Consider the following 18702-nt stretch of genomic DNA (forward strand, 5'->3'; position numbering starts at 1 on the left):
TTTAAATTTAAAATTTAATTTAATAATATTTTTTTGATGTTGTAATGCGTATTTTTTGAAAATTATATTACGCATTAGGTTTATAATTATCTTTTTTACCCCAGCTAATAAACTATTATAAATAGTTATTATTTAAGAGGATATTAACTCAGGTGAAAAATTGAATAATTCAAAAGTTTTAAAAAGAAGTTCTATAAATTACGATAAAAATCATTCGATAAAAATAAGTGAAACTATTTTTCCAGATGAAATTTGTGAGCAATGCGGAAGATGTTGCATAGTACATGCTTATGAAGACTACGAAAATGAAAAAATGAATGTTGTATATTGTAAACATCTTAATTTAGAAACTAAAAGGTGTAGTATATACAAAGACAGGTTTCACAAAGAAAAAGGTTGTTTATCCATGATGGAAGCTATTTTGGTAAAAGCATTGCCTAAAGATTGCCCTTATGTTGCTAAGATTAAAAATTACGAAGAACCAGCAATATATGAAAAAATTAGGAATTCGAAAAAAGAACTATCCGTAATTAATGAAGAATAACTATTTTAAAAAATAAAAAATAAAAATTAAAAATTAGATGATACTAAATATTATTAAATATCACAAATGTATTACGATAAATACATTTATTTATATAGTTATTAAATTAAGATAATATGACTATTGTCCTTATGAATATTACATAATTACAGTATAAATAACATTACTTCTAAAGCAAGTCTAAAATAGGTTAAAAATTAAATATTGAAGAATGTTATGCCCAACATTACTACAATTAGTTATGAATAGTATAGTTATTAATGAAATATCTTATTCATATTTAATATGTAATTTGAATTATAACATACTTCATAGATGAAAAAATTAAATTTTTTCAGCAAAAGCGAATTTTTCTTTGATAGCTGTAACTTTGATAGCTACTTCTTCTCCTTTTTGTGCTTCAGGAACAAAAATTACGAATCCATCAATTCTTGCAATACCGTCTCCGCTTTTACCCATATCTTCGATTGTTACGTTGTATTGTTCTCCCTGTTTAACAGGTATTATTTTATTATCACTGTTCATTTTTTCACCTTTACACCATGCAACTAGGTATTTGAAGTAATGCTATAAATCATAAATCATTATAGATGTTATTTACCTATATTTAAAATTTATATATATATTCATACTGCATGATGATTTAATAATAATTCATAGACTTTATAGTATATATAGATAGTTGTATGAATTTAAAGTAGTAAAATATATTAACCTAAATTTTTTAAAAACCACCCTGCTCAAAATCAAAAATATTGTAAAAAATGGCCATTTATAGCTTTAAAAGTAATTAATTATATTTTATTATCTTCAAAAATAGATTTAAATAAAATTAAAGGTAAAAATAAAAAAAGATAAAGTTAATAAGCAATAAATATATATAAATCAATAAATTTATATTTTTAAAAATTTTGTGGGCGATACAATGATAAGAGAAGTTTTTTCATCGATAATGGGCGAGGGAAAATATATTGGAAAACGATTTATATTTGTAAGGTTCAAAAAATGTCCTTTGAACTGTATTTATTGCGATGAACCAAATACTGCAGAAGGAATCCCAAAAGTTGAATATATTTCAGGTTCTGATGTAATAAAAGAAGTTCCAGATTTACAGAACTGTTTAATAGAAACCATAGATGAATTAAAAACTCCAGATTTATTTGCAATATCTTTCACAGGTGGCGAACCGTTGGTTTATTCAAAATATATTGAAACTTACGCACCAAAATTGCGTGAAAAAGGTTATAAAACATTTTTAGAAAGTAATGGTATGTTTCCCGAAGCTGTAAAAGATGCAAAATATTATGATTATGCTTCAATTGACATAAAACTGCCAGAACATTTTGATAATGTAAATAAAGTTATAGAATGGGAAGATTTATATAAAAAAGAACTTAAAACCATTGAAAATTTATATAAAAACGGCACTGAAGTCTATGCAAAAGTTGTAATATTCGAAAATACATCTAATGAGTTAATAGAAAAGATTGCAAAAGATATTTCAAATATAGGTAATATTACATTATGTATTCAACCAATAACGCCCATAAAAGGACTTGATATAAAACCACCTGCCCAAAAAAAGATATTTAAAATTATGGAACTTTGTGGCAAATATACTGACGTAATGTTTACACCGCAAATTCATAAATGGATGAATATGTTATAAAATTAAAATATTCTTATTTTTTTAATATTTTTGGATATTTTTTAGTATTTTTTAATTTTTTTAAAAATTAAATCAAAAATGTTAAAATAATAGGGAATTATTATATATATTTGAATATCCATTATACTTAATACCATATATAATTAATAATAATGACAATATTGTAGATAATAAATGTCATAATTAATTACAAATTTTAAACTTATAAATTTTTCAAACTTAATCTAAAATTTCAAAACATTATATTGAATAAATCAATAGATTTATAGATTTCCATATTTGATAATGTATATAAATTAGATTATCCATACTACTATAACCCAAAAAAGGAGGATTCTTATGTGTGGAATTATAGGCTTTATGAGTAAAAAAGGTAGATTAATTAAAGGAGATAAAATTGCCAAAGCTTTGGATAGTTTAAGGGATAGAGGTAATGGCGAAGGTTCTGGTTATGTAGGATACGGAATATACCCAGAATATGCTGATAAATACGCAATCCACGTATTTATTGATAATACAGTAGAATTCCCACAGATAAAATCCAAAGTTGAAGGAATACTGCAAAGATACGGTATTATTGTAAAAGATGAAGAAATACCTGTGGATGACTCCATTATTAAAAAAGAGTATATTTCATGGAGATTTTTCTATGAAATGGACGAAAAATACGCAGAAAATGAAGAAGACAAAATTGTTGATATGGTAATTGAAGTAAATTCAAAAATTGATGGTGCCTTCATATTTTCGAGTGGTAAAAATTTAGGAGTATTTAAAGCTGCAGCTTGGCCTGATGAAGTAGCTAAATACTTCAAATTAGATACATACGAAGGATATATGTGGTTATCCCATGCTCGATACCCTACAAATACAAAAGGTTGGTGGGGAGGAGCTCACCCATTTAACTTATTAGGTTGGTCAGTAGTACATAACGGAGAAATTACAAGCTACGGAACAAATAAAAGATATGTAGAAAGTTTTGGATATGAATGTAATCTATTAACGGATACCGAAGTCGTAGCATATTTATTTGATTTATTGGCAAGAAAACATAAATTACCAATAGAATATGTAATAAGTGCATTAGCGCCAAGATTTTGGAAAGATATAGATGGCATGGATGAAGAAAAAAGAAAAATATGTGAAGCTATTAGAATGACTTATGCAGGAGCCGCAATGAATGGACCTTTTGCAATTGTAATAGGTACAAACCAGGGTTTAGTCTTTTCAAACGGTGAAACAGACGATAAAAACGATATGTTAGGATTTACCGATAGAATTAAATTAAGACCACTCATAGCTGCAGAAAAGGACGATTTATTATTTATTTCAAGTGAAGAAGCTGCAATTAGATTAATATATCCGGAATTAGACAGAGTTTGGATGCCTGATGCAGGTAGGATGACTATTGCAAGATTTGAAGAATAATAAAACAATTGTATGATTAATAAACATACTAAAAAAGATATTAAAACATAATTATCCAAAAATATGTGAAAATAAGTAATAGTAATTAAAAATAAAAAATTTAAGGGAGTGAAACAATGATTCCGTCAACTGTTCCACCAAAATATAAAATTACAATTGACCATGATAAATGTATATTATGTGGTAGATGTGCAAAAGAGTGTGCCTGGGACGCTATTAGGAAATCAAAAGACAAAATTATAACCTACGATAATAGATGTGGTTCATGTTTTAGATGTGCTTCAATGTGCCCAAGAGATGCTATCACAATTGTTGAAAATCCATCACAAGGTAGGAAACATCCTGTATGGACCCCAGAAGCACGACAGGACGTATTAAATCAGGCTAATTCTGGCTGTATATTATTAAGTGGTATGGGTAATGCAAAAGACTACCCTATATACTATGACAATATTGTATTAGATGCATGTCAAGTTACAAACCCATCAATTGACCCCCTAAGGGAACCTATGGAATTAAGAACATATATAGGTGCAAAACCAGAAAAATTAGAATTTGACCATATTGAAGAAGAAATTGATGGTAAAAAAGTTAAAAAAACAAAACTAAAAACTAAAATTGCCCCTAATTTAAAATTAGATACTCCTATAATGATAGGTCATATGTCATATGGTGCCATCTCCTTAAATTCACATAAAGCTATGGCAAGAGCCGTAAAAAGATGTGGAACATTTATGGGAACTGGAGAAGGTGGACTCCACAGAGATTTATATGAATACTCAGACAACATAATTACACAAGTTGCGAGTGGTAGATTTGGGGTAAATAGTGAATATTTATCAAAAGGAGCCGCAATTGAGATTAAAATAGGTCAAGGCGCAAAACCAGGTATTGGTGGACACTTACCTGGAGAAAAAGTTTCAGCTGAAGTTTCAATGACAAGAATGATTCCAGAGGGTTCAGATGCAATATCACCTGCACCACACCACGATATTTACTCAATCGAAGACTTGGCACAACTCGTAAGAAGTTTAAAAGAAGCTACAAGATGGAAATTACCAGTATTTGTTAAAATATCTGCCGTGCATAATGTAGCAGCTATTGCAAATGGTATTGCAACTTCTGACGCTGATGCTGTTGTAATTGATGGATTCAAAGGTGGGACTGGTGCTGCACCTAAAGTATTCCGTGATAATGTAGGTATCCCAATAGAAGTAGCTATTTCCGCAGTAGATGATAGATTAAGGGAACAAGGAAACAGAAACAAAATAAGCGTTATTGCGAGTGGTGGAATTAGAAATTCCGCAGATGTATTTAAATCCATTGCTTTAGGCGCTGATGCGGTATATATTGGTACTGCTGCAATGATTGCTATGGGATGTACTGTTTGTGGTAGATGTTATGGTGGAAAATGTTGTTGGGGTATTGCAACCCAGCGAGCTGACTTAGTTGAGAGATTAGATATTGAAGAAGCAGCGGATAGAGTATCTAATTTAATTGGTGCGTGGACTCACGAAATTAAAGAATTACTTGGTGCTGCAGGTATCAACTCTATTGAAAGCTTAAGAGGAAATAGGGACAGACTAAGAGGAGTAGGTCTTAACGAAGTAGAATTAAAAGCTTTAGGATTAAAACAAGCTGGTTTATAATCACATACCAAATATAATACGATATAAATGAATATATCAAATTATATTCTTTATATTATATTTATCATTACTAATAAAGATTAAAATATGATTTAAATTTAATTTATATTTATTTTACATATATTTTAAATTTAATTTACATTTTTAAAACTGCTAAAAATCAAAATAATATACATAAGATAAAATAAATTAACCAGATTTTAAAGATTTTTGCAATATTAAAATCCTAATTTAGTTATTGCCTAATCCAAGGGTGAAATAATGAGTAAAGAAGTAACAATAGATACTTCCGGTATATATTACAAAGAACTAAATGAGCAGATTAATGAAATCATTAAAGAAAATCCTGATTTAGAAGTTTTGACATTAGATAATGTATTAGGTCAAAGATTTATCGGAAATGCAATCTCAAAGAAAAATTTAACAATAATTATTAATGGGGTACCTGGCGGAGACTTAGCAATGTTTATGAAAGGTCCACGAATAGAAGTTTATGGAAATGCAGACCATGCTCCAGGAAATACCTTAGATGAAGGAAAAGTTATAATTCACGGCAGTAGTGGCGATGCTACGGGACACTCTATGAGAGGTGGCACCGTTTATGTTCAGGGGAGTGTGGGCTACAGAAGTGGCATACACATGAAAGAATATAAAGGCAAAACACCTGTTCTAATAATTGGAGAAACCGCAGGCGACTTTTTAGGCGAATATATGGCTGGCGGTATTATTATAAATTTAAATATGAAATCAGAAGATACTGAATTTGTAAAAAATTCTATGTTAGGTACTGGAATTCATGGTGGAGTAATATACATACGTGGAAAAGTTGATAAGAATCAGTTGGGTGTAGCTGCCGATATCAAAGAATTTAATAGTGAAGATTTAGAAAAAATAACTTATTATGTGGAAGATTATTGTAAAGAATTTAATTACAGCAACGAAATAAAAAATAACTTATTAAATTCGACATACACAAAAATTGCTCCGATTTCAAGTAGGCCTTTTAAAAAATTATACACCCCAGATATAAGATAATTCTAATTAATTTAATGTAATACTAAAAATAAATGAAAAAATAACAATGACATAGATTTAATAACTAAATAAAAATCAAAATATGCAATAAAATTACCCTTAAGGTGTTATCATGATTAATAAATCATATTTAGATTTAAAAAAGGAAGTTTGGGACGTTGGCACTTGTTCAGGCTGTGGTGCATGTGTTGCAGTGTGTCCTTGCGATAACATATTTTTCATGGAAGACGAACCTATGAGAGTTGGTTGCGACCAAATAAAATGTGGAAAACTCGAATCAAGTGAATCACCATTATCTTTTGAATTTTGTAAAGTTACAAATTATAATGTAAAATGTGGTGCTTGTTATGATGCTTGTCCAAGAACTTCATCAAGCATTTTAACGAAAAAAGTTCCTGAATCATCCATTGGCGAATATATAGAAATAAAAACTGCTAAAGCCATAAAAAGTAATGATTCTGTTCAAAGTGGCGGTGTTGTAACGGCACTATTAGCCGAAGCTTTTGATGAGGATTTAATAGATGGTGCAATAGTTATGCTTGAAGATAAGTGGACTATGGAACCAGAATCATTTTTAGCAACTTCCAAAGAAGAAGTTCTTAAATCGTCAGGTAGCAGATACAGCTGGAATGTACCAATATTAGAAGCATTAAGAGAAGCAGTTTACGATAAAAAACTCAAAAGATTAGCTATTGTAGGAACTCCTTGTGTAATGGAGTCTATAAATTCAATAGTAAACTCAAATAATGATTTATTAAAACCTTTTGAAAAAGCCATAAGATTTAAAATAGGTCTTTTCTGTTATGAGACAATGAAATACGGTCCGTTAATAGAAATGTTGAAAAAAGAAGGCATTAATCCATGGGATATTAAAAAAATGGAAATTGGAAAAGGAAAATTCATCGTTATATTGGATAACGGCAATATAAAATCCTATAAAATCAAAGAATTAGAACAAATCGTAAGAACTGGTTGTAAATATTGTAAAGACTTTACCGGATATCCATCAGATTTATCTGTAGGTAATGTAGGTTCACCAGAAGGTGTTTCAACAATTATTATACGAAATAATTGGGGAAAAGGATTATTTGATAAAGCTATCATAAATAGGTATATTGAAGTTAAAGACCCTGTAAAAACGGAAGATATTACAAAATTAGCTGAAATGAAAATAAGAGATAGAAAAGATATTTCAATTAATTAAATATTAATTAATCTTATATCACTTAAAAAAATTATTTTTTAATAATTTATAAAATTACATATTTTTGAAAACTATTTTATTATTTTATTAATACGATTATTTAGTTAATTGATTGGAAATCTTAAAAGTGCCGCTATACCGCCAAGTGCTTTAAGTTGTTTCCCGGAATCATGTTCTGTAGATATGACAACCAATTCCCCATTTGAATTTTCTACTTCGATAACCATTTGTTCAATGTTTCTTCTTTTAGAGCGTAAATATTCATCTGTTATAAGTAATTTTTCAATCGCACAATAATTTAAAGCATTTTCCACATCTGCCAAACCATATGCTGCCAAACCTTTTTTAGATATTTCTTCAAGTAATTTTTCAATTAACTGAGATTCTTTACTTAGTCTCGCTTCCCCATATATCCTATCAATTATACCAGATTTTAAAATTTCTTGTAATCCCAATCTACCCGTGTGATTACTTGATTCAACCACGATATTCGGCGATAATTCCTTGTATTTTTCAGAAACATATTTTTGAAAGTTATTACGTGCAAAGCCCGTACCTGTGATTAATATTTTACCAGAAAATTCCGATATAATAGACGCAATTTCTGAAAAATAACTAAAACGCATTTGTTCATTTTGTTTTGAGTTTAAATTCTTAGAAAGTCCTGATTTTAACTCCGCTAATTCTTTCACCCCATATTCTCTTACCGTGTAAATATTTGCGGTATGTTCATCCAATACAACAACTACAATCTTAGGATTTTTTGAAGAATTCTCAGCTTCCTTTAATCGCTTTAAATCCCACGGTTTCCAATTTTTTTGAATAGATACTTGCGATAACGGTTCTATATCTATCGTATGATAAGCACCTATTGGAATATCGTCAGGACAGTGTATTATCTTACCACTAACTCTTAAACGATTTGTATCTTCGTGAAAAGATATTTTTTCAGCTTTTACGCCCAAATATACTTTTTTTTTCACACCACGGTCTGCTCGTAATTTATCCCCCTTATCTTCAGTTCTTCTTTCAGTTAAAGCCGATACTGCATTATTGTATTGTATTATATTAGATAAATGCCATAAATCATCTAAATTTTCAGGCATTAACTTTATTAAATTTTTTTCAGGAATTTGATTTATTATTTTCATTATATCTCCAAATTAATTTTAGATATTTCTAAATTTAGCATATTATGCAAGTTTCTGTTCAGAATTTTGTTCTGAATCTATTGAAGTTATGTAAATCTCCCCAGTTTGCATAATAGTAACGATAAATGGCTCTTTTACAAACCTATTTCTTATATATTTTTTAGCATTTTGATTTATAAATTCCATGATTTCCAAAGAAGTGTATCGTACATGAATCTCATCGTCGTCAGATTTTGAAAATACGATTTTAGGTATTTCAAAAACGTCTGTACCTTCAGGAATTATTATTCTCGATGGTGCGATTATATCACTGTAAATACTTAGCGTATTCCGTGCTTTTTCGACATTTTCCTTAGCTCTTTTTTCAATCATACTAATGTTTGCTCTACTTGTACCCATCTTTTTTGCTATTTCGTCTTGAGTATGTCCTTTTTTCCGTAAATCCAATACTTTTATTTGAACTTCTGTTAAAAATGATTCCATAGTACCACATTATCCCCATTTCTCGATATTTAACTTAATATGTAAATTAGATGTTAATTTTAATTATCTTGCATCTAAAAGTATGACTTTATTTAATAGCCATTAAATTTTAAAAACATAATTACATATATACAACTGTAATTATTTAAATGTTAACTATTTCTAATTACCATATTTTTCCCAAAAATAAATACTATCAAAATATTGTATTGTCCAATAGTTTAAAAAATAAAACTAAAATTAAAACTAAAATCAAAAAGACTTAAACTAAAAAAAATAAAAAATAAGTAATAAATAACTAAGTAATTAATTAATTATATAATCATATATTGTATCTAAATCCCTTTTAATATTGTATTTTTTGAAATAACGTAATAAATTACCGAGGTCTCTTTTTAAATAGGATTCAGCATCATATTCTACTTCTTTTGAGGTAATTTTTTCCAACTTAAATTTATTTTCATTTAACTCAATAACCTGAGGCCAATCTATTATTACAAAATCACCTTCGTTATTAATCAATATATTAAATTCACTCAAATCTCCGTGAATATATCCCAATTTATAAGCTTTTTTAACTTCTTCTATTATTTCATTAAATAATTCCTCAGGATTTACACCCAAATTCAATAAATTAGCTTTTTTTAAGTCCGTACCTTCAATTTTACCCATTAAAATTGTATGTCTATTATTTGCAATAGGTTCGGGAACTTTAACTATAGGATATAGTGCAGTTAATATTTCGAACTCTTTTTCGGCAGCTAAACGTGAAGAATAAAGCCAACTTATATGTCGCTTGTCTGCAAGGTAATTTCTGTACCTTTTCCCCATTGTGAAGCAAGTTCTACCGTGTTTATGAAATTTTAATACTGCATTTCTATTATCCGGTAATAAAACATTATATACATCCCCTTCCTTTCCAACACCAACTTTACCGCCCATACCTACGATTAAATCTTTTTTAGAATAAGTGTCAAGAGCTAAAGCATCATAACCCCAATGAGATACCCTGTACCCATATTGCGAAGTATTTAACATTTTTATGCGTACCAATCTTGAAATACGGTACGAAACTTCATTTTGATTTAATTTAGCCTTTTTAACAATTTCTTGAATTGGTACCCATTCGTGATTCTTAAGACATATTTCAACAATCCTCAGTATTCTCCAATCCAAATCTTCCATATTTTTCATATAAATCAGTAATTTATCGATAATCCACACCTCAAAATGTTTAAAATAACCAAAATATGGTCAATAGCTTAATTTTACAGTACAGTATAATTTAAGAAGTATAATTTAAGAAATATCTTAAGTAAATTTTCCATAAATTTGTAATATTTGATAACAAATAGTGTCGTTTACTATATATAGTCTTATCATATTTTCATAAAACTTAAATCTATTAATTAAAATTAATGGTTATATATTTAAAATATGAACGTATAACCTATTTGCATATTTAAATAAAATTAAAAATTTAAAAAAATCAAAGATATAATATATTTTGGTGATAATATGGCTTCAAAATTTGGATTTATTTATACAGTGAGTAATGAATGGGATGAAATTAAAGAAACAGTTACAGATTCATTGGAAAGTTCTGTAAATTCAATAATAATACCCAAAATAACGGATGAACAATTAAATACATTAAAAAAACTTGGTAAAATGAATATTATCTCAAAAAATCTTAATTCAGATATAATATTACTCGATAACGATGATATAACGGAAAAACTTGAAGAAAATATCGAGATAATTTCAAATTTAAAAAAAGATGTCAATAAAAAAATTGCCATTTTAATTAAAATAATGTCAAAAAATGACGAAGTAATGGCCTCAGAATTAAGCAAAACTGGGTTAATTGATTATATAATACTTGAAGGTAAAGACTGGAATATAATTCCATTGGAAAATTTAATCGCTGATTTATTCACTACAAAAATAGAAATAGTTTCATTGGCAAAAGGTGTCAAAGATGCCGAAGTTGCTTATGAAATCCTTGAAAAAGGGGTCGATGGCGTAGCTTTAGCTTCCGAGGATATTAACGAAATCAAAAAATTTTCAGAATTAATCTCAAAATTGAACTCTCCAAACTTGAAAATGGATATTGCTACAGTTAAAAAAGTTGAACCAATCGGTAGTGGAGATAGAGTTTGTATCGATACTTGTTCCATGTTAAATATTGGCGAAGGTATGCTAATTGGTTCATACTCAAAAGCGTTATTTTTAGTGCATGCTGAGAGTGTTGAAAATGAATATGTGGCCACGAGACCTTTCCGAGTTAATGCAGGACCAGTTCATGCATACGTACTATGCCCAAACAACAAAACAAAATACCTTAGCGACTTAAAAGCGGGAGACAAGGTTCTTGCCGTAAGTTCCAAAGGTGAAACAAGAGAAGTTATAGTAGGTAGGGCAAAAATCGAGAAAAGGCCACTTTATCTTTTAGAAGCCGATTACAAAGGAGAAACATTACGAACCATATTACAAAATGCTGAAACCATTAGGTTAGTAAATGAAAAAGGTAAAGATATATCTATTGTAAATTTAAAAGAAGGCGACAAAATCCTTGTAAAAATAGAAGATAAAGCAAGACATTTTGGAATGTCAATTGAAGAAACCATCATCGAAAAATAAAATCAACATATATCAATTATAAATAATATAACATTCTAATCTATTTTTTTATACTCTTATGATTATTAGTATTATTAAGAAATTAGTATACCATAAGATTAATAGTTTATTTTAATACTAATTACAATCTAAATGTTTAAATTATAAAGTTATTCAAATTACGACATTTTTATAAGTGATATTATGAAATTAAGGCAAAAACCAGAAGATTTTAAAGTTCAAGAGCTTTTAAATTTAGAAAATATTTTGGTTAAAGAAGATTCTTCTGAAAAAAATTATAAAATATATGAATTATGCAAAAAAAATATGGAAAATTTAAAAGCTATATCATATATATCAAAATCTCAAGAAATACCTTTAAAAGAGATAGGATATTGCGGTTTGAAAGATAGACACGCTATCACTAAACAATATATATCGATACCGGAAGAATACGAAATAAATATAAAGGAAAATAATTTAAAATTAACATTTATTGGATATTCTTCTGAAAAGTTAACAATAGGGGATTTAATTGGCAATGAATTTGAAATAACAATTAGAAATATAGATAAAACTTATTTCTTAGATATTGCAGAAAACATAAGAAATTTAGAGCAGGGTGTTCCAAATTATTTTGATAATCAGCGATTTGGTAGTGTTTTTGAAGGTAAATTTATTGCAGAATATATGTTAAAAAATAACTTTGAAGAAATATTTAAAATATTGTTAACGAAATACGGAAAAAGTGAAAATAAAACAATAAAAGATTTAAAAAGATATATTGCTAAAAATTGGGGTGATTGGGAAAAATGCTATCAATATCTATCAGAAAATAATATAAAGTCTAAAATGTATATAAATGTATTAAAAAAGCTTAAAAATACTGGTAAATATAAAGAAGCATACAAATATATTGACGTTAGATTAAATGACCTATTTATAGCAGCATATCAGAGTTATTTATGGAATGAATCTGTTAAAGAATATTTAAAAAGCGTATTGCCTGTAGAAAATAGAATATATATTGATTATGATTGTGGTTCATTATTATATTATTCAAAAATTGATAAAAAATTATTCGAAGAATTAAAAATTAAAGAAATGCCACTTTTGTATGATAAATTAGATAAAAACTTATTGGAAATTGATGAAGAACTTGTAAATGCGATAAATATAGTTTTAAAAAGAAATAAACTTAAATTTAAAGATTTTTCAGATGACAATTTAATTAAAGGTAAATTTAGAAACTTTAACAGACCTATTTTAAATATTCCTGAAAATTTAGAATATGGCAAATTCAAATCTGATGAATTAAATAACGGAAAATATAAAATTACCATAAAATTTAGCCTAAAAAAAGGTTCTTACGCAACCGGAATTATAAAAGGAGTATTCAATAGCGTTAAATATAAAAAATAGAAAAATTGCAAAAATCAAAGTATGTTAAAAAAATAATATAAAATATTACAATTTATAATTAATTAAATTAAATTCTACATCTTCTATTTTAGAATATTTTTCAGAAATAGCTGTTTCATAATCATTTATTTTTGAATTAAAATGATTAATTGCTCTTTCAAGTTCGTTAGGTGCTGGTCCACCCATTGCTTTCCTAAGTTTCACATTTTCCATTGGATTTAATGCTTTTTTAATAGATTCTTCGCTCAAATTTAAATCATATTTAGATAGTGTTTCAGAAATAATGTTGGAAATTGGAACATTTTGCTCGATAGAATCTTTTACGAGCTCCCCTACGATTCCGTGTGCCATTCTAAATGCAATACCGCATTCACGAACTAAAGTATCGGCTAATTCAGTTGCTGTAGAATAATTTTCAGTTGCTAATTTTTCCATTTTTTCAGCATTAACTTTTAAAGTAGAAACCATTCCTTCAACCATATGTAATGTTTCGAGGGCTGTTTCCGTTGTTTTCCAAAGGTGGGGGCTTATTTCTTGTAAATCTCTATTGTATGTATTTGGTAGTGCTTTTAATATTGTAAGTACAGATACTAATTCACCATTTAAAGTGGAAAGTTTTGCTCTTGAAATCTCTGCTACATCAGGATTTTTCTTTTGGGGCATTATTGAAGAGGTAGAAGTATACTCATTAGCTATTTCAATTGTTCCAAATTCACACGATGAAAATACAATCAATTCTTCGCAGATTTTACTTAAATTAGTACCTAGCATTGAAATATCAAACATTGTCTCAGCTATAAAGTCCCTTGAAGAAACACCATCCATTGAATTATGTATAATATCGTCAAAGCCAAGTAAATTTTTTGTTTTAATTCTATTTATAGTAAATCCTGTTGTTGCCATCGCCCCCGAACCCAAAGGACAAATATTTACACGTTTGTAAGTGTCCAAAAATCTTAAAATATCTCTTTCTATTGCTGAAACGTGGCTAAGCATTTGATGACCAAAAGTAACAGGTTGAGCTTGTTGTAAATGAGTATATCCAACTGAAAGAGTGTTTTTATTATTTTCTGCCAATTTTATAAGACTTTTATTTAATTTTAAAATCATTGCCAATATTTCAAGGATTTTTTTTCTTAAAGCCAATCTTAAATCAGTTGCAACTTCGTCGTTCCTACTTCTTCCCGTGTGCATTCTACCCGCTATATCTTCCCCTACCTTTTTAATTAGTTCATTTTCAATAACCATATGAATATCATCGAGTGAAGGGTCTAAATCTAGGTTTTGCATCCCCTTTGATAAAATATTTTTCAATTCTTCGATAATTATTAACCCATATTCTTTTGAAATAATATTTTGCTCAGTTAACATTATTGTATGTGCAATATCACAATAAATATCGCTTTCAAATATCTCTTTATCAAATTCCAAACTGGTTGTATATTTCATTACATCTTCATTTACATTACTTCCCAGTCTTCCCCTTCTAAGTATGTTTTTCATAAATTTCACCATCAAATCAATATCGAAAATATTTAAATTAATTTAATAAATTATACGTAATAATTAATATATAGACTATATAACATCTTAATTATATATTTATATAGCTATATAGTAATTATAAATATTAAAAAATTAATCGAATACATATTAATTGATATTATAAAATATATTATAAAATAGTGTGAAGTAATAATTAAATTATTAATTATTAATTAAATAAACAAATTAAATTATTAATATTTTAATTTCCTTTTAATTTTAAATCAGTTGCCAAAACTCCGATACATTTTTCTTTTACAATGCTGTGGTTATTTCGCAACATTAAATCTATAGCATTATCACTATCAGTACCTGGTTGCATCCAAAATATTCCAAAATCTCCGAAACCTATGGCTTTTTTAGCTTCTTCTTCCATATAGATAGGATTCCTAAATACGCATATAATGTCCAAATAGTCTACTTTATTCTTTAAATCTTCCAAAGATTCATAAATAGGGTAATTTTCAAAATTCTGACCATTATATTTTGGATTTACAAGATACAAATCATAATTTAAATCAATCATAATTTTTGTAATTCTATTACTTACACGACGTTCGTCAAGGGAAACTCCAATAATGGCTATCTTTTTAGCATCTCTTAATACATCATAACTTTCTGATAAAGTTAATGCCTTTGCTTTCACATTATCACCCCTATCTTAAAATATGTAAATACCATATTATAATTATTATGTATAAGGTGAAAAAATGCTACCAAATGGTTTAAAAAAGGATTCCCATTGTAAAAAAAAGGATAATGAAACTTCCAAAAACGAAAAAAACCATTTTACGTTTGTTGATTTATTTTGCGGGTGTGGGGGATTTTCACGAGGTTTTATAGATGAAGGATTTAACCCATTAGTTGCTATTGAAATTGAGGAAAACCCAGTTAGTTCTTATGCTTTAAATTTTAATGGAAAAATATATGAAAAAATCTATAAAAATGGGCAGTATAATTATATTTTAAAAGAAAATTACTTTAAACTTGAAGATTTTATGTCTAAGGAAGAAATAGATTTTTTTAAAAAAATAAATAATTACGATAAATTAAGTCCTATTATATTAAATGAAGATATTCGTGAAATTCATTCTTTAGATATTTTAAAATTTATCGATGATAAAAATGACAATAATTTAGGTAATATACGCAGTTTAAGTAGTAATAATATAGACTTATTAATTGGAGGTCCCCCTTGTGAAGGATATACTGGTGCAAATCCGAAAAGGCTAAAGAATCCGTATGATAGACTATATAGTGATGAATTAGGTAGATTGGTTTTAGAATACATCAGAATCGTAGGGGACTTAAAACCTAAAGTTTTTGTTATGGAAAATGTCCCCGGGATGCTTAATTGGCAACTATGGGAATGTATAGAGCAGGAATTTGCAAAGGTAGGATATAATGAAATATATTTCCACGTATTCAATGCGGAAAACTTTGGAAATCCATCAGTTAGAAAAAGAATAATTGTATCAAATATAAAACTAAATCCCGAATGGTCGGAACATAAAAACATAGTTCGAGATATATTAGAAGATGAATATACATTTAAAACTATTAAAAACGTTGAAAAATTAGAAAAAAATGAAAAATCTGAAGAAACCCAAAAATTTAGGGTAAATGAATTAAATTTAAACAAGGAACAATATCCATTGGCCGAAAGAATTTCAAAAAAATTAAAAGATACTAAAGTAGGCTCTGGTGCAGTTAAATTTAAAGCTTCAAAGGGTAATTTAGAAAATTACATATTAATTAACGAAAATGATGTTTCAGATACAGTTATGGGTCAGCGTAGGTTTATACATCCCAATAAACAGCGTTTATTAACCGTCCGGGAACAAGCTCGGCTTATGGGGTATCCAAACCACCATATATTGGCCGGTGGACTAACATCAACATACAACCAAATTGGAGAAAGTGTACCGCCCACATTGTCAAATGCCATTGCTAAAGAAGTTTATAAATACTTAAAAAGCTTAGAAGTAGATAAATAAGGATATTAAAATTAATAGATAAGTATTGTATGATTAATAAATTATTAATTGGTTAATATTTTTAAAAAAGGTGAAAAAATGTATATTGCACTACATAACTCATTTAGCTCAAAACAAGTTGAAGAATTTGCAAAAGTAGTTTTTGGAATGGGATTGAATACTATAGTATTTACAAAAGCATCAAGTTCTGCTGCTCAGAATGGCATACCAATAGTTCAAAAAATGGCAATCAAAAATAACAAAAATTTAGTATATTTGGAAGATATAAACGATGCTATAGAAATATTAAACCCTGAAAAAGTAATAATGATAACAAATAGTAATATAGGTAAAGAAAAACTCAATTTTGAAGAAATTGGGGAAAAAGATTTAATTGTATTTTGTGGAAGTAACTCAGGTTTTAGCTTAAAAGAAATCGAATCTGCAAATGCCGAACCTAAACATCTCTTAGGCGTAAATATAGGCCCAATAGGAGAAGCTTCAATCCTTTTATATAATACTTTAAAGGACCAATAATTAAAGTTTAATTTTAACATACTCTTTATTTCTTACGTTTTTAATATTATTTTTTATTTTAAATAAGTTTAAAAAAATTATTGAATAATTTAAAATACTTTAAGATACTATTTATTATTAATTTATAATTTATAAGTTATAACGAAGGGTTTATAAAAAATTTAAAATTAAATATAAAAGCGAAAAATAAAAGCTAAAAAGTAAAATAACAAGTGATTTGATGTTCCTTGAAAAATTAAAAGAAGTTTCAAACTTAAATTTAATTGAAGAATTAGAAAAAAATGAAAACAAAAAGCTTATTCATTATCGACTTAAATCACTTTTTGAAACTAATTACGAAAATGATAAAAAACCCAAAAATTCCATTGATTTAAATAAAAATACATATTACGAATATATACAAGAATTCTACGATAATATACACCCTTACGATTGTTCAAAAGATATATTAATTAACTACCTTATTTTAATTATAATTTCATATAGTAAATATAATAATTATTATGTTAAAAAAATCTCTGAAGAATTAGCAGTACGAGAATTTAAACCTAAAATGTCAAGAGGCGGTTATGAAATAGACATTTGGACTTTTATTAAAATAGCGAGCAATTCTCATAATAATGACCTACATTTAGAGCGTATGGATTTATCAAATAAAAAAGACGGTATTTATGTACACCTAACTGAAGAAATATATAAAACATACCTTTATGAAAAAATAAGGTTAGAGATGAAAGAAGCAGTTCAAAAAATAAAAGCTAAGAAAATCTCTGAAGATTTAAAAGCATTTTTTAAAGAATATGTGGATTTATCATTGAAAGATGTAAAGATAGTATTTAATACAGATACGGGTATAAAAATAGAATACGAAGGATTTAATGGAGTTATACCAGAAGAATGGCATCCTCCTTGTATACGGGAACTTTTAAATGATATATTAACAGGTGGCTCACCGTCCCACTATGCGAGACGTAGTTTTGTAGTTTATTGGTTTGTATCTCAAATGAATCCTAATGTACGACCCTTAGAAGACGGAGAAATTTGTAATAAAAATGCTACAGATATTGCAAGCGAAGAAGACGTTGAAAAATTCATCGATGACTTAATAGCAATGTTTAGTACCGTTGGAGATTTTGATACTCAAAAAACCAGATATTACATAAGCCATAACATTGGCTATAAAGTTACTGACCACATTACACATTGTGAATATTGTAAAAATTGGAAAATTGACGGCGGTAAGGGATTAAACTACTATTGTAGACCAGATGATATTTGTAATTTAAAAGAAATCACTCATCCATTGGATTATCTTTGTTATAATATCAATAAATATTCTAAAACTAAAGATAATGAAAAAAATAAAGATAATAAAAATAATGATGAATTAAAAAAATAAATAGAGCATACCTAAATTGAAGGAAAATATATATTAGTAGA

17 protein-coding genes are annotated in these 18702 nt (G+C 27.7%); 11 read left to right on the forward strand and 6 right to left on the reverse strand.

Translation table 11 applies throughout. The annotated features are described in order from the left end of the window. Positions 1-160: 160 nt before the first annotated feature. Complete coding sequence (locus J3E06_RS06840) at positions 161-544, forward strand: hypothetical protein (RefSeq protein WP_013180818.1); 384 nt, start codon at positions 161-163, stop codon at positions 542-544. 324 nt (positions 545-868) lie between these two features. Here J3E06_RS06840 and J3E06_RS06845 read toward each other — a convergent pair whose 3' ends face one another. After that, on the reverse strand, positions 869-1069 hold the full coding sequence (locus tag J3E06_RS06845) for a TRAM domain-containing protein (protein ID WP_013180817.1): 201 nt from the start codon (positions 1067-1069) through the stop codon (positions 869-871). Between the two features lie 400 nt (positions 1070-1469). On the opposite strand from J3E06_RS06845, the gene J3E06_RS06850 reads away from it, so the two are divergent. The 5 genes from J3E06_RS06850 to J3E06_RS06870 all read left to right on the forward strand — a co-directional run bounded on the left by J3E06_RS06850 (position 1470) and on the right by J3E06_RS06870 (position 7526). Continuing rightward, the gene (locus J3E06_RS06850; protein WP_013180816.1) at positions 1470-2213 is read left to right on the forward strand and encodes a 7-carboxy-7-deazaguanine synthase QueE; all 744 of its coding nucleotides are present in this window, start codon (positions 1470-1472) and stop codon (positions 2211-2213) included. Between the two features lie 339 nt (positions 2214-2552). Next, entirely contained in the window at positions 2553-3638 is a 1086-nt protein-coding gene (locus tag J3E06_RS06855) for a class II glutamine amidotransferase (RefSeq protein WP_259164824.1), read from the forward strand. Positions 3639-3754: 116 nt separating this feature from the next. Next, the gene (locus J3E06_RS06860) at positions 3755-5287 is read left to right on the forward strand and encodes a glutamate synthase-related protein (protein ID WP_013180815.1); all 1533 of its coding nucleotides are present in this window, start codon (positions 3755-3757) and stop codon (positions 5285-5287) included. A 261-nt stretch (positions 5288-5548) separates the two neighbouring features. Then, on the forward strand, positions 5549-6322 hold the full coding sequence (locus tag J3E06_RS06865; protein WP_013180814.1) for a hypothetical protein: 774 nt from the start codon (positions 5549-5551) through the stop codon (positions 6320-6322). Between the two features lie 112 nt (positions 6323-6434). Further along, positions 6435-7526, forward strand: a complete 1092-nt coding sequence (locus J3E06_RS06870) for a Coenzyme F420 hydrogenase/dehydrogenase, beta subunit C-terminal domain (protein WP_013180813.1) — start codon at positions 6435-6437, stop codon at positions 7524-7526. A 104-nt stretch (positions 7527-7630) separates the two neighbouring features. Here J3E06_RS06870 and J3E06_RS06875 read toward each other — a convergent pair whose 3' ends face one another. The 3 genes from J3E06_RS06875 to J3E06_RS06885 form a co-directional block, all read right to left on the reverse strand. Continuing rightward, positions 7631-8677: an mRNA surveillance protein pelota gene (locus J3E06_RS06875; protein ID WP_013180812.1), complete on the reverse strand. Its 1047-nt coding sequence runs from the start codon at positions 8675-8677 to the stop codon at positions 7631-7633. A gap of 42 nt (positions 8678-8719) precedes the next feature. Then, positions 8720-9160 carry a Tfx family DNA-binding protein gene (locus J3E06_RS06880; protein ID WP_013180811.1) on the reverse strand — a complete coding sequence of 147 codons (441 nt, stop codon included), beginning with the start codon at positions 9158-9160 and terminating at the stop codon, positions 8720-8722. A gap of 306 nt (positions 9161-9466) precedes the next feature. Further along, entirely contained in the window at positions 9467-10345 is an 879-nt protein-coding gene (locus J3E06_RS06885) for an RIO1 family regulatory kinase/ATPase (RefSeq protein ID WP_048187608.1), read from the reverse strand. Between the two features lie 333 nt (positions 10346-10678). Here J3E06_RS06885 and J3E06_RS06890 point away from each other — a divergent pair, with 333 nt between their 5' ends. Both J3E06_RS06890 and truD read left to right on the forward strand, forming a co-directional pair. Beyond that, positions 10679-11803 (forward strand): 3-dehydroquinate synthase II, encoded by a 1125-nt coding sequence (locus J3E06_RS06890; RefSeq protein ID WP_013180809.1) that lies wholly within the window; start codon positions 10679-10681, stop codon positions 11801-11803. 183 nt (positions 11804-11986) lie between these two features. Then, positions 11987-13204, forward strand: coding sequence for a tRNA pseudouridine(13) synthase TruD (gene truD / locus J3E06_RS06895; RefSeq protein ID WP_013180808.1), 1218 nt, complete (start codon positions 11987-11989; stop codon positions 13202-13204). A 45-nt stretch (positions 13205-13249) separates the two neighbouring features. On the opposite strand, the gene argH is transcribed toward truD, so the two are convergent. Together argH and J3E06_RS06905 are read right to left on the reverse strand one after the other, a co-directional pair. Next, entirely contained in the window at positions 13250-14707 is a 1458-nt protein-coding gene (gene argH / locus J3E06_RS06900) for an argininosuccinate lyase (RefSeq protein ID WP_048187228.1), read from the reverse strand. A 244-nt stretch (positions 14708-14951) separates the two neighbouring features. Beyond that, positions 14952-15395 carry a CoA-binding protein gene (locus J3E06_RS06905; RefSeq protein WP_013180806.1) on the reverse strand — a complete coding sequence of 148 codons (444 nt, stop codon included), beginning with the start codon at positions 15393-15395 and terminating at the stop codon, positions 14952-14954. Positions 15396-15459: 64 nt separating this feature from the next. Here J3E06_RS06905 and J3E06_RS06910 point away from each other — a divergent pair, with 64 nt between their 5' ends. The 3 genes from J3E06_RS06910 (at position 15460) to J3E06_RS06920 (ending at position 18661) form a co-directional block, all read left to right on the forward strand. Continuing rightward, the gene (locus J3E06_RS06910) at positions 15460-16746 is read left to right on the forward strand and encodes a DNA cytosine methyltransferase (protein WP_013180805.1); all 1287 of its coding nucleotides are present in this window, start codon (positions 15460-15462) and stop codon (positions 16744-16746) included. 78 nt (positions 16747-16824) lie between these two features. After that, the gene (locus J3E06_RS06915) at positions 16825-17262 is read left to right on the forward strand and encodes a RecB-family nuclease (protein WP_013180804.1); all 438 of its coding nucleotides are present in this window, start codon (positions 16825-16827) and stop codon (positions 17260-17262) included. 220 nt (positions 17263-17482) lie between these two features. Next, positions 17483-18661, forward strand: a complete 1179-nt coding sequence (locus tag J3E06_RS06920; RefSeq protein WP_013180803.1) for a hypothetical protein — start codon at positions 17483-17485, stop codon at positions 18659-18661. Positions 18662-18702 lie beyond the last annotated feature (41 nt).

It is taken from the genome of Methanococcus voltae (genome assembly GCF_024807655.1).
In the GTDB taxonomy this organism is placed as follows: Archaea; AGJL01; Methanococci; order Methanococcales; family Methanococcaceae; genus Methanococcus; species Methanococcus voltae_D.

Coding starts and splice junctions, on each gene's coding strand:
- J3E06_RS06845 (WP_013180817.1), bottom strand. CDS start 1,069: ATGAACAGTGATAATAAAATAATACCTGTTAAACAGGGAGAACAATAC.
- J3E06_RS06850 (WP_013180816.1), top strand. CDS start 1,470: ATGATAAGAGAAGTTTTTTCATCGATAATGGGCGAGGGAAAATATATT.
- J3E06_RS06855 (WP_259164824.1), top strand. CDS start 2,553: ATGTGTGGAATTATAGGCTTTATGAGTAAAAAAGGTAGATTAATTAAA.
- J3E06_RS06860 (WP_013180815.1), top strand. CDS start 3,755: ATGATTCCGTCAACTGTTCCACCAAAATATAAAATTACAATTGACCAT.
- J3E06_RS06865 (WP_013180814.1), top strand. CDS start 5,549: ATGAGTAAAGAAGTAACAATAGATACTTCCGGTATATATTACAAAGAA.
- J3E06_RS06870 (WP_013180813.1), top strand. CDS start 6,435: ATGATTAATAAATCATATTTAGATTTAAAAAAGGAAGTTTGGGACGTT.
- J3E06_RS06875 (WP_013180812.1), bottom strand. CDS start 8,677: ATGAAAATAATAAATCAAATTCCTGAAAAAAATTTAATAAAGTTAATG.
- J3E06_RS06880 (WP_013180811.1), bottom strand. CDS start 9,160: ATGGAATCATTTTTAACAGAAGTTCAAATAAAAGTATTGGATTTACGG.
- J3E06_RS06885 (WP_048187608.1), bottom strand. CDS start 10,345: ATGGAAGATTTGGATTGGAGAATACTGAGGATTGTTGAAATATGTCTT.
- J3E06_RS06890 (WP_013180809.1), top strand. CDS start 10,679: ATGGCTTCAAAATTTGGATTTATTTATACAGTGAGTAATGAATGGGAT.
- truD (WP_013180808.1), top strand. CDS start 11,987: ATGAAATTAAGGCAAAAACCAGAAGATTTTAAAGTTCAAGAGCTTTTA.
- argH (WP_048187228.1), bottom strand. CDS start 14,707: ATGAAAAACATACTTAGAAGGGGAAGACTGGGAAGTAATGTAAATGAA.
- J3E06_RS06910 (WP_013180805.1), top strand. CDS start 15,460: ATGCTACCAAATGGTTTAAAAAAGGATTCCCATTGTAAAAAAAAGGAT.
- J3E06_RS06915 (WP_013180804.1), top strand. CDS start 16,825: ATGTATATTGCACTACATAACTCATTTAGCTCAAAACAAGTTGAAGAA.
- J3E06_RS06920 (WP_013180803.1), top strand. CDS start 17,483: ATGTTCCTTGAAAAATTAAAAGAAGTTTCAAACTTAAATTTAATTGAA.